Source organism: Streptomyces sp., from assembly GCF_031181705.1.
In the GTDB taxonomy this organism is placed as follows: Bacteria; Actinomycetota; Actinomycetes; order Streptomycetales; family Streptomycetaceae; genus Streptomyces.
The window spans coordinates 42,009-54,015 of record NZ_JAPSKN010000007.1 but is presented as its reverse complement, the minus strand read 5'-3'; the positions used below and the strand labels follow the sequence as shown (position 1 = coordinate 54,015).

Annotated in this window: 9 protein-coding genes; all 9 read right to left on the bottom strand. The window is 69.9% G+C overall.

Annotated elements, in window-relative coordinates; translation table 11 throughout:
• Positions 1–38 precede the first annotated feature (38 nt).
• Positions 39–1,241, bottom strand: coding sequence for a rod shape-determining protein RodA (gene rodA, locus RIN80_RS03075; RefSeq protein WP_309093896.1), 1,203 nt, complete (start codon positions 1,239–1,241; stop codon positions 39–41).
• A complete protein-coding gene (mrdA, locus tag RIN80_RS03070; protein WP_309093895.1) occupies positions 1,238–3,484 on the bottom strand; it encodes a penicillin-binding protein 2 in 2,247 nt (748 codons plus the stop codon). The genes rodA and mrdA overlap by 4 nt, the downstream gene beginning before the upstream one ends.
• A 148-nt stretch (positions 3,485–3,632) precedes the next feature.
• Positions 3,633–4,307, bottom strand: a complete 675-nt coding sequence (gene mreD, locus RIN80_RS03065) for a rod shape-determining protein MreD (RefSeq protein WP_309093894.1) — start codon at positions 4,305–4,307, stop codon at positions 3,633–3,635.
• A gap of 13 nt (positions 4,308–4,320) precedes the next feature.
• On the bottom strand, positions 4,321–5,268 hold the full coding sequence (mreC, locus tag RIN80_RS03060; protein ID WP_309093893.1) for a rod shape-determining protein MreC: 948 nt from the start codon (positions 5,266–5,268) through the stop codon (positions 4,321–4,323).
• Positions 5,269–5,412: 144 nt separating this feature from the next.
• Positions 5,413–6,432, bottom strand: a complete 1,020-nt coding sequence (locus RIN80_RS03055; RefSeq protein WP_006133575.1) for a rod shape-determining protein — start codon at positions 6,430–6,432, stop codon at positions 5,413–5,415.
• 274 nt (positions 6,433–6,706) lie between these two features.
• Complete coding sequence (ndk, locus tag RIN80_RS03050; RefSeq protein WP_309093892.1) at positions 6,707–7,120, bottom strand: nucleoside-diphosphate kinase; 414 nt, start codon at positions 7,118–7,120, stop codon at positions 6,707–6,709.
• Positions 7,121–7,210: 90 nt separating this feature from the next.
• The gene (locus RIN80_RS03045; RefSeq protein ID WP_309093891.1) at positions 7,211–7,567 is read right to left on the bottom strand and encodes a DUF4233 domain-containing protein; all 357 of its coding nucleotides are present in this window, start codon (positions 7,565–7,567) and stop codon (positions 7,211–7,213) included.
• A 6-nt stretch (positions 7,568–7,573) separates the two neighbouring features.
• Complete coding sequence (locus RIN80_RS03040) at positions 7,574–9,097, bottom strand: folylpolyglutamate synthase/dihydrofolate synthase family protein (RefSeq protein ID WP_309093890.1); 1,524 nt, start codon at positions 9,095–9,097, stop codon at positions 7,574–7,576.
• A gap of 191 nt (positions 9,098–9,288) precedes the next feature.
• Positions 9,289–11,940, bottom strand: coding sequence for a valine--tRNA ligase (locus tag RIN80_RS03035; protein ID WP_309093889.1), 2,652 nt, complete (start codon positions 11,938–11,940; stop codon positions 9,289–9,291).
• Positions 11,941–12,007: the final 67 nt, after the last annotated feature.

The following is a 12,007-nucleotide window of genomic DNA, read 5'->3' as shown; positions in this document are numbered from 1 at the left end:
CCGGGGCGCGGGGCGGCAGAGGGCCACCCCGCGCGGTGTCATGCCGACATCGGCCGCTGCACCCGGATCGACTGCAGCAGTCCCACCGCTATCCACACGGAGAACATCGAGGAGCCGCCGTACGAGACGAACGGCAGCGGCAGGCCCGTGACCGGCATGATGCCGAGGGTCATGCCGATGTTCTCGAACGTCTGGAAGGCGAACCAGGCGACGATGCCGGCGGCCACGATCGTGCCGTACAGGTCGGTCGTCTCCCGGGCGATCCGGCAGGCCCGCCACAGCACGATGCCGAGCAGCAGGATGATCAGGCCACCGCCGAGGAAGCCCAGTTCCTCCCCCGCCACGGTGAAGACGAAGTCCGTCTGCTGCTCGGGCACGAACTGGCCGGTGGTCTGCGAGCCGTGGAAGAGGCCGGAGCCGGTCAGTCCGCCGGAGCCGATGGCGATGCGGGCCTGGTTGGTGTTGTAGCCGACGCCGGCCGGGTCCAGCTCGGGGTTGGCGAACGCGGCGAAGCGGGCGATCTGGTAGTCGTCGAGCACACCGAGCTGCCAGACGGCGATCGCGCCGGTGGCGCCCGCGCCCAGCAGGCCGAACACCCACCGGTTGGTGGCGCCGGAGGCGAGCAGCACGCCGAGCACGATGATGACCATGACCATCACCGACCCGAGGTCGGGCATGAGCATCACGATCACCATGGGCACGGCGGCCAGGCCGAGGGCCTGCACGACCGTGCGGTGGTCGGGGTACTGCTTGTCGCCCGCGTCGACCCGGGCCGCCAGCAGCATCGCCATGCCCAGGATGATCGTGACCTTCACGAACTCCGAGGGCTGGAGCGAGAAGCCGCCGGGGAGTTTGATCCAGGAGTGGGCGCCGTTGATCGTCGAGCCGAGCGGGGTGAGCACGAGCAGGATCAGCAGCACCGAGAAGCCGTACAGCATCGGCACGGCCGTGCGCAGGGCGCGGTGGCCGAGCCAGACCGTGGCGGCCATCAGCGCCAGGCCGATGCCGGTGTTCAGCAGGTGCCGGACGAGGAAGTAGTACGGGTCGCCCTGGTTGAGCTCCGTGCGGTTGCGGGTGGCCGAGTAGACCAGCAGCGTGCCCATCAGGGACAGGGCGAGGGCCGCCAGCAGGATCGGCCAGTCCAGCCGTCGTGCCACCGAGTCACGGGCCAGCAGGCGCGTCCAGCCGGAGCGCTCGGGCCCGTAGCCGGAGACCTGGAAGCTGTTCACACCGCCGGTCATGTCGGCATCCTCCGGCTTCCCCGCCGGCGCCGGCGCCTTCGGGTGTCACGGTTCTCGGGCGTCGGCGGGGCCGCCGTCGCCGGCTGGAGCGGGTCGGCCGGGGCGTTGGGGTCCTTCTTGTTCGCCTGCTGGTCCTTGGCCGGGTCCTTGGACAGCTTCGGGGAGGCGATCGTGCCGTCGACCTTGACCTTCGGGAGGCTCTTCTGCGGCGTCGGCAGCAGGGCCTTCTTCCGGTCGATGTCGCCGTCCGGGGACACGCCGTACAGCGCGTTGTAGATGTTGCGCACGGCCGGACCCGAGGCGCCGGAGCCCGTACCACCCTGGGAGATCGTCATGACGACCGCGTAGTCCTTGGTGTACGTGGCGAACCAGGAGGTCGTCTGCTTGCCGTAGACCTCGGCCGTACCCGTCTTGGCGTGCATCGGGATCTTGTCCTGCGGCCAGCCGCCGAACCTCCAGGCGGCCGTACCGCGGGTGGCGACTCCCGCGAGGGCATCGCTTATCTCGCTGCGCGTCTTCTGGCTCATGGGGAGCTTGCCGTGCGCCTGGGGCTTGATCGGCGTGACGGTCTTGCCGTCGGCGCTGATGACGGCCTTGCCGACGGAGGGCGTGTACATCGTGCCGCCGTTGGAGATGGCGGCGTAGATGGTGGCCATCTGGATCGGCGTGACGAGCGTGTCGCCCTGGCCGATGGAGTAGTTGACGGAGTCACCGGCGCGCAGGCGGTTGCCTTCGAGGCAGTTCTCGTAGGCGATCTTCTCGGCGTAACTGCCGTTGCGCTTGCCGGTGCGGCACCAGACGTCCTTGTTGGCCTTCCAGTAGTCGAGCTTCCACTGGCGGTCGGGGACGCGGCCGGTGACCTCGTTGGGCAGGTCGATGCCGGTCTCCTTGCCGAGGCCGAACTGGTGGGCGGTCTTGTAGAACCAGTCGTTGGCGTTCTTCTTCGGCTTGGTGCCGCCGTCGCGCTTCCACTCCTCGTGGGAGAGGCGGTAGAAGACCGTGTCGCAGGAGACCTCCAGGGCGCGGCCGAGGCTGATCGCCCCGTAGCCCTTGGACTCGAAGTTCTTGAAGACCTGGCCGCCGATGGAGTACGAGCTGGAGCACTCGTAGGGGCCGTTGAAGGAGTAGCCGGCGTTGACCGCGGCGGCGGTCGGGATGACCTTGAAGATGGAGCCGGGCGCCGACTGGCCCTGGATCGCGCGGTTGAGCAGCGGGTAGTTGGACTTCTTGCCGGTGAGCCTGGCGTAGTCCTTGGCGGAGATGCCGCCCACCCAGGCGTTCGGGTCGTACGTCGGGTTCGACGCCATGGCGACGACGCGGCCGGTCTTGGCCTCCATGACGACGACGGCGCCGGAGTCGGCCTTGTAGTTCGTGCCCGTGTTGCGGTCGTGCTCCTTGCGGGCCTGCTTCATGGCCTCGTTCAGCTCGTACTCGGCGATCCGCTGGACGCGGGCGTCGATGCTGGTGACGAGGTTGTCGCCGGGGTGGGCGGGGTCGGCCTCGGCCTGGCCGATGACGCGGCCGAGGTTGTCGACCTCGTAGCGCGTGACGCCGGCCTTGCCACGCAGCTGCTTGTCGTACTGGCGCTCCAGGCCGGAGCGGCCGACCTGGTCGGAGCGCAGGTACGGCGAGTCGGTGTTCTGCGCCTTCTTGATCTCCTCGTCGGTGACCGGGGAGAGGTAGCCGAGGACCTGGGCGGTGTTGGCCTTGCCCGGGCTGGGGTAGCGGCGCACGGCCTGGGGCTCGGCGGTGATGCCGGGGAAGTCCTCGGCGCGCTCGCGGATCTGCAGGGCCTGCTTGGGCGTGGCCTCGTCGGTGATGGGGATGGGCTGGTACGGCGAGCCGTTCCAGCAGGGCTGGGGTGTCTTGGCGTCGCACAGCCGGACCTTCTCCATGACCTCCTCGGGGGTCATGCCCAGGACGCCGGCGAGCTTGGTGAGGACTCCCTTGCCGTCGTCCTTCATCTTCAGCAGGTCCGTGCGGGAGGCGGAGACCACCAGGCGCGTCTCGTTGTCGGCGAGGGCCACGCCGCGGGCGTCCAGGATGGAGCCGCGGACGGCGGGCTGGACCACCTGCTGGACGTGGTTGCCCGACGCCTCCTTGGCGTAGGCCGCGCCCTCACGGATCTGGAGGTACCACAGGCGTCCGCCGAGGGTGAGCAGGAGGGACAGGACCAGGACCTGAATGACGACGAGCCGGATCTGGACCCGTGGGTTCCGCCCGGTCTCGGGAATGTTGGTCACTGCGGCTGCCTCCCCCTCTCCCTGCGTGTACGGATGTGCGAGTACGACGGTCTGTCCGGACACGTGTGTGCGGTGACATGTGGGGAACGAAGGGCCCACACGCCGGCGTTCCTGCCGGACCGCCCCGTTCCGGTGAACTTCCCCGGCTTCACAGCCGCTTGACCCCCTTGATCCGCCCGGCCCGCGCCATCCGGGCCCGGGCCGCCTTCACCCGCAGCCCGTTGCGCTGGCTGCCGATCCTCAGGCCGGTGCCGCCGGCGAGCCAGCCGGAGGAGATGTCCGTGGCCTTGGCGGCGGCCGACGTGGACTCGGCGAGCGGGTCGTTGTCGGCGCGCCGGGCCAGGGCCATCACCCCCGGCACCACGAACGGGGCGAGCAGCAGGTCGTACAGGGCGGCCGTGAACAGCAGGCTGCCCAGGCCCACGTGGCGGGCGGCGGTGTCCCCGACGAGGGCCCCGACCCCGGCGTACAGCAGGGTCGAGCCGACCGCTGCGGCGGCCACCACGACCATCGGGCCGGTCGCGGACTTCAGCTGGCCGTTCTCGGGCTTCACCAGGCCCGCGAGATAGCCGATGAGGCACAGCACCAGGGCGTACCGCCCGGCGGCGTGGTCGGCGGGCGGGGCCAGGTCGGCGAGCAGGCCCGCGCCGAAGCCGACGAGGGCCCCGCCGACGTGCCCGTACACCAGCGCCAGGCCCAGGACGGTGAGCAGCAGCAGGTCGGGCACCGCGCCCGGCAGATGCAGGCGGGCGAGGACGCTCACCTGGATCACCAGGGCGACGACGACCAGGGCGGAGGAGAGCAGGATCCGGTTGACGCGCATGGGGTGACAGCTCCTACTGCTCTTGCTGGTTCTGGCCGTCCACGGGGGCCCCGGCGGACGGCGTCACGGTCACCGTCACCGTCGGCCTCGGGGTCGGCTTGGGCTTGGGCGGGAGCACCGTGTCACGCGGGTCCTTCTTCGGGGACTGGACCACGACACCGACGATGTCGAGCTTGCTGAACGCGGCGTAGGGCGTGACGTAGAGCGTGCGGGTCAGGCCGCCGCCGGAGGGGTCGACGCGGGAGACCACGCCGACCGGGACGCCGGGCACGAACGGCCGGTCGGCCTGCGAGCCGAAGGTGACGAGCCGGTCGCCCTTCTTCACCTCGGCCTTGCCGTTGAGGAGTTCCACGCGCAGCGGGCGGTCGCCCTGCCCGGAGGCGAAGCCGAGTTCGTCGCCGGACTCCATGCGGGTGCCGACCGTGAAGTCGGGGTCGCTGGCGAGCAGCACGGTGGCGGTGTTGGGGCCGACGGTGGTGACGCGGCCGACGAGCCCGTCGCCGTTGAGGACGGTCATGTCGCGCTTGATGCCGTCGTTGGCGCCGACGTCGATGGTGATGGTCCAGGAGAAGCCCTGGGCCGCTCCGATGGCGATGACCTCGGCGCCCTTGATGCCGTACTGGCCCTGCCCGGCGACCTTCAGCAGCTTGTCGAGCTGCTTGAGGCGGCTGCGGGCGCGGTCGTCGCTGCCCAGGCGGGCCTTCAGGGCCGCGTTCTCCTCTTCCAGCGCGGCGAGCCTGTCGTGCCGTTCGCCGGAGTCGCGGATGGCGGAGACCGCGTTGCCGACCGGGTCGACCGCGGACGACACGCCGCTCTCGATCGGGCCGAAGACCGTCGCCGCGGCCTGCCGGGCACCGTCGACGGGCGAGTCCTCCCCACCGCGGATGTCCACCGTGATCAACGCGAACGCGATGGCGATCAGCAGCACCAGGAGCAGCCGGCTCTCTCGTGTGTCCCTCACGTGCGGCGGCCGTGCCCTTCCTCATAGGAATTCGGGAAGCCCCAGGGAATACCGAGGGGCTGCTTTGTGGGAGCTTATGCCTCTATATCAACGATCCGCCGTACGAGAGGAGATCGTCCCGTACGGCGGAATCGAAGAGTTATGTCATCTGCGCGGCTGGGCGTCCAGAACCTGCTGCAGCGCCTCGAACTCCTCGACGCACTTTCCGGATCCGAGCGCCACGCTGTCCAACGGGTCCTCGGCGATGTGGATCGGCATGCCCGTCTCCCGGCGCAGCCGCTCGTCCAGGCCCCGCAGCAGCGCCCCGCCGCCGGTCAGAACGATTCCTCGGTCCATGATGTCGCCGGACAGCTCCGGCGGGCACTTGTCGAGGGTCGTCTTGACGGCGTCGACGATGGCGTTGACCGGTTCCTCGATCGCCTTGCGGACTTCGGCCGCGGAGATGACGACGGTCTTCGGCAGGCCGGAGACCAGGTCCCGGCCGCGGATTTCGGTGTGCTCGTCGGTGTCGAGGTCGTACGCCGAACCGATCGTGATCTTGATCTGTTCGGCCGTCCGCTCACCCAGCAGGAGGGAGTACTCCTTCTTGATGTGCTGGATGATCGCGTTGTCCAGTTCGTCGCCGGCCACCCGGATGGACTGGGCGGTGACGATGCCGCCGAGGGAGATGACCGCGACCTCCGTCGTACCGCCGCCGATGTCGACCACCATGTTGCCCGTGGCCTCGTGGACCGGCAGGCCGGAGCCGATGGCCGCGGCCATGGGCTCCTCGATGATGTGCACCTGGCGGGCGCCGGCCTGGGACGACGCCTCGATGACGGCACGGCGCTCGACGCCCGTGATGCCCGAGGGCACACAGACGACGACCCGCGGACGAGCCAGATACCGCCGCTTGTGGATCTTCAGGATGAAGTAGCGGAGCATCCGCTCGGTGATCTCGAAGTCGGCGATCACGCCGTCCTTCAGCGGACGAACGGCAACGATGTTGCCGGGCGTGCGCCCGATCATCTTCTTCGCTTCGGCGCCGACCGCGAGGATGCCACCGGTGTTGGTGTTGATCGCGACAACGGACGGCTCGTTGAGTACGATCCCGCGACCCCTGACGTACACCAGCGTGTTGGCGGTCCCGAGGTCGACAGCCATGTCACGGCCGATGAACGACATTGAGTTCCCCATCAGGATTCGTCTGGCCTTCCCATGAGCTTTTGAGGGCTTTTCAGGTCGGCAAAGGTGGGTGCTGTGACGTGAAGGCTTCCATGGTAGACGCGCCTTCGCGAACACTGCGGGAGGGTCTCCGCCATTGTCAGCAGATGCCGTGCGCGTTCGCTTGTGGAGACGGGCGTTCGGGGGCGATCGTTCCCTCGTACGCCACGCATATGCCGCAAAGCCCGGGGGCGGCGCCCCCGGACCTGCCGTATGTGCTGATGACGTGCGGACGCTACGCCCGGCCGGGGAAGAAAATCTTCACCTCGCGTTCGGCGGACTCCTCCGAGTCGGAGGCGTGGATCAGGTTCTCCCGGACGATGACGCCGAAGTCGCCGCGGATGGAGCCGGGCGCCGCGGCGATCGGGTCGGTCGGACCGGCCAGCTGACGCACGCCCTCGATGACCCGCTCCCCCTCGACGATCATCGCCACGACCGGACCGGAGGCCATGAAATCCACCAGCGGCTCGTAGAAGGGCTTGCCCTTGTGCTCGCCGTAGTGCTGCTCCAGCGTGTCCTGGTCCAGGGTGCGCAGCTCCAGCGCGGTGATCGTCCAGCCCGCCTTGCGCTCGATGCGGCTGATGATCTCGCCGGTCAGGCCACGACGGACGGCGTCGGGCTTGAGGAGGACGAGGGTGCGCTGGGTCACGACGGGGCTCCTTATGCGTGAAGGCTGTGCGGTGATGCGGTGATGCGGTGATCCGGTGGGACGAGATTACCCGGCGTGTCGGGGCGCCTGTTACGCAGCGTCAGGTGTGGAGGAGCCGGCCTGGGCGGCGAATCGCGCCTTCGCCTCGTCCACCTTCCGCCCGTAGTGCACGGACGCCCACCACAGGGCCGCGAAGATCGCGCCGAGGAAGAACATGGTCGGCACGATGAAGCCGGACGCGATCAGCGCGATCTGCAGCGCCCAGCCGAGGGCGACCCCGCCGGGCCGCGTCACCAGGCCGCACAGCACCACGCACAGGAACATGGCGATGCCGCTGACCGTCCACACGGTGGTCATGGACAGGTCGGGATCCTTCATGGCGACCAGCCCGGCGAAGCCGATGACGAAGAACTCGCCGATCAGGGTGGAAGAACAGAGCGTACGCATGGGTTCTCAGCCCCTCCCCAGGAGCAGTCGGGCCTCGCCGACGGTGATGACCGAACCGGTGACGAGCACACCGCCGCCCGCGAACTCGCCCTCCTCCTCGGCCAGCGTGATGGCGGCCTCCAGCGCGTCGGGCAGCCGCGGCTCGACCTGGACGCGCTCCTCGCCGAACACCTCGACGGCGATGCCGGCCAGTTCGTCGGCGTCCATCGCGCGGTGGCTGGAGTTCCGCGTGACGACGATTTCGGCGAACACCGGCTCGAAGGCCTCCAGCAGCCCCCGCACGTCCTTGTCACCGCTCGCACCGACCACGCCGATGAGGCGGCTGAACTGGAAGGCCTCCCCGATCGCCTCGGCCGCCGCCCGGGCGCCCGCGGGGTTGTGGGCGGCGTCCAGCACGACCGTCGGGGAGCGCCGCACGACCTCCAGCCGGCCCGGCGAGGCCACGGCGGCGAACGCCTTGCGGACCGTGTCCAGGTCGAGCGGGTCGGGCCGCTGCGCGCCGACGCCGAAGAACGCCTCGACGGCGGCGAGCGCCACGGCCGCGTTGTGCGCCTGGTGCGCGCCGTGCAGCGGCAGGTACACCTCCCGGTACTCGCCGCCCAGCCCGCGCAGCGTCAGCAGCTGCCCGCCGACGGCCACCTGCCGGTCCACGACACCGAACTCCAGCCCTTCCCGGGCCACCGTCGCGTCCACCTCGACGGCCTTCTTCAGCAGCACCTGCGCCGCCTCGACCGGCTGCTGCGCCAGGATGACGGTGGCGTCCTGCTTGACGATGCCGGCCTTCTCCGTGGCGATCTCGGCGTGCGTGGTGCCGAGCCGGTCGGTGTGGTCGAGGTCGATGGGCGTGACGACGGCGACGTCCCCGTCGATCACGTTCGTCGCGTCCCAGGAGCCGCCCATGCCGACCTCGACGACGGCCACGTCCACCGGGGCGTCCGCGAAGGCCGCGTACCCCATGGCCGTGAGCACCTCGAAGAACGACAGCCGGTAGTCCTGCGAGGCGTCGACCATCTCCACGTACGGCTTGATGTCCCGGTACGTCTCGATGAACCGCTCGGGCGAGATGGGGGCGCCGTCCAGGCTGATGCGCTCGGTGATCGACTGCACGTGCGGCGAGGTGTAGCGGCCGGTGCGCAGCTCGAAGGCGCCCAGCAGGGCCTCGATCATGCGGGCCGTGGAGGTCTTGCCGTTGGTGCCCGTGATGTGGATCGACGGGTACGACCGCTGCGGCTCTCCGAGCACGTCCATCAGGGCGGCGATCCGGGCGACCGAGGGCTCCAGCTTGGTCTCGCCCCAGCGCGTGGCGAGCTCCGCCTCGACCTCGCGCAGGGCCTTGTCGACCTCGGGGTCGGCGGGCCGGGCCGGGATGTCGGCCTCCGGGGGGCCGCCCTGGGTGCGCAGGGTCCGGCTGCCGGCCTCGATGACCGCGAGGTCGGGGTCGCGGGTGGTCTCCTCCGCGATGATCTCGTCGAAGGCGGTGAGGGGGTCGGGCTGGTCGTCGGCGCTGTGGTCTGGAGGGAGCTCGCTCACGGGGCCAGTCTACGGAGGCGGAGTGACATCGGTCGGGGGTGGTTTGTGTCGTCGTCGGCGCGGGCCGTCCGCGGCTTGTCGCGCCCACGCGGCGGAGCCGCATACCGATGACTGCCCCGCGCCCCTGGAAAGCGGGTACGCGTAAGGCCCCGGTACCCAGTGGCACCGGGGCCTGCACTGCTGCGAACGGGCTACGCCTGCGGCAGCCTCTCCAGCTGGACCTGGATGCGGGCGATGTCCTCCTCCGCCTTGGCGAGGCGGGTGCGGATCTTGTCCACGACGTGGTCGGGGGCCTTCGCCAGGAACGCCTCGTTGCCGAGCTTGGCGCCCGCCTGGGCCTTCTCCTTCTCGGCCGCGGCGAGGTCCTTCGCCAGGCGCTTGCGCTCCGCCGCCACGTCGATCGTGCCGGAGAGGTCGAGGGCGACCTCGGCACCGGCGACCGGGAGGGTCGCCGTGGCCGTGAAGGACTCGCCCTCCGGCTGGAGGCGCAGCAGCTGGCGGATGGCCGCCTCGTGCGGCGCGAACGGCGTGCCGTCCAGGGTGAGGCGGGCCGGGACCCGCTGGCCGGGCTGGAGGCCCTGGTCGGCGCGGAAGCGGCGGACCTCGGTGATGACCGACTGGAGCGACTCGATCTCGCGCTCGGCGTCGGCGTCCCGGAAGCCGCCCGGTGCGTCAGCACCGGGAACGGCCACAGCCTTCGGCCACTCGGCGATGACGACCGACTCACCGCCGGTCAGCGTCGTCCACAGCGTCTCGGTGACGAACGGGACCACCGGGTGCAGCAGCTTCAGCGTGACGTCGAGGACCTCGCCCAGGACGCGCTTGGAGACCTCGGCCGCCTCGCCGCCCGCCTGGAACGTCGTCTTGGACAGCTCGACGTACCAGTCGAAGACCTCGTCCCACGCGAAGTGGAACAGGGCGTCGGACAGCTTCGCGAACTGGTAGTCGTCGTAGTACGCGTCGACCTCGGCGACGACCGAGTTCAGGCGGGAGAGGATCCAGCGGTCCGTCGAGGACATCTTCGACGGCTCGGGCAGCGGGCCCTCGACGGTGGCGCCGTTCATCAGCGCGAAGCGCGTGGCGTTCCAGATCTTGTTGGCGAAGTTGCGCGAGCCCTGGACCCAGTCCTCACCGATCGGCACGTCGACGCCCGGGTTGGCGCCGCGGGCGAGGGTGAAGCGCAGGGCGTCGGAGCCGTACTTGTCCATCCAGTCCAGCGGGTTGACCGCGTTGCCGAAGGACTTCGACATCTTCTTGCCGAACTGGTCGCGGACCATGCCGTGCAGGGCGATGGTGTGGAACGGCGGGGTGCCGTCCATCGCGTACAGGCCGAACATCATCATCCGGGCGACCCAGAAGAAGAGGATGTCGTAGCCGGTGACCAGGACGGAGTTCGGGTAGAACTTCGCGAGCGACTCGGTCTGCTCGGGCCAGCCGAGCGTGGAGAACGGCCACAGGCCCGAGGAGAACCAGGTGTCGAGGACGTCGGTGTCCTGGCGCCAGCCCTCGCCGCTCGGCGGCTCCTCGTCGGGGCCGACGCAGACGACCTCGCCTTCGGGGCCGTACCAGACCGGGATGCGGTGGCCCCACCACAGCTGGCGCGAGATGCACCAGTCGTGGAGGTTGTCGACCCAGTCGAAGTAGCGCTTCTCCATCTCCTGCGGGTGGATCTTGACGCGCCCGTCGCGGACGGCGTCACCGGCCGCCTTGGCGAGCGGGCCGACCTTGACCCACCACTGCATGGACAGGCGCGGCTCGATGGTGGTCTTGCAGCGCGAGCAGTGGCCGACGGAGTGGACGTACGGGCGCTTCTCGGCGACGATCCGCCCTTCGGCGCGCAGCGCGGCGACGATCGCCGAGCGGGCCTCCAGCCGGTCCTGGCCCTGGAAGGGGCCGTGCGCGGTGATGACCGCGTGCTCGTCCATGATCGTCAGGGCCGGGAGGCCGTGGCGCTGGCCGATCTCGAAGTCGTTCGGGTCGTGCGCCGGGGTGACCTTGACGGCACCCGTGCCGAACTCCGGGTCGACGTGCTCGTCCGCGACGACCGGGATGGAGCGGTCGGTCAGCGGCAGCTTGACCAGCTTGCCGACCAGGTGCTTGTAGCGCTCGTCCTCGGGGTGGACGGCGACGGCCGTGTCACCGAGCATCGTCTCGGCACGGGTGGTGGCGACGACGATGGTGTCGTCCCCGTCGCCGTACTTCATGGAGACGAGCTCGCCGTCGTCGTCCTGGTACTCGACCTCGATGTCCGAGATCGCGGTCAGGCACCGGGGGCACCAGTTGATGATGCGCTCGGCGCGGTAGATCAGCTCGTCGTCGTAGAGCCGCTTGAAGATGGTCTGGACGGCCTTGGAGAGGCCCTCGTCCATCGTGAAGCGCTCGCGCGACCAGGCGACGCCGTCGCCCAACCGCCGCATCTGGCCGCTGATCTGGCCGCCGGACTCGCCCTTCCACTGCCAGACCCGCTCGACGAAGGCCTCACGGCCCAGGTCGTGCCGGGACTTGCCCTCCTTGGCCAGCTCGCGCTCGACGACGTTCTGCGTGGCGATGCCGGCATGGTCCATGCCGGGCTGCCACAGCGTCTCGAAGCCCTGCATGCGCTTGCGGCGGGTCAGGGCGTCGATGAGGGTGTGCTCGAAGGCGTGCCCGAGGTGCAGGCTGCCCGTGACGTTCGGCGGCGGGATGACGATGGTGTACGGCGGCTTCTCGCTCTTGGCGTCCGCCTCAAAGTAACCCCGCTCCACCCAGCGCTCGTACAGCGGCCCCTCTACGTCGGCCGGCGCGTACTGGGTCGGCAGGTCGGTGCTGGGCGCTGGTGGCTGCTGCTGAGCGTTCTCGGTCACGGGGGTCAGTTTAGAGGTGTCACGACGCCGTCCCGAAACGCGTTTGTCTTGTAACGGTGGGGGGCCC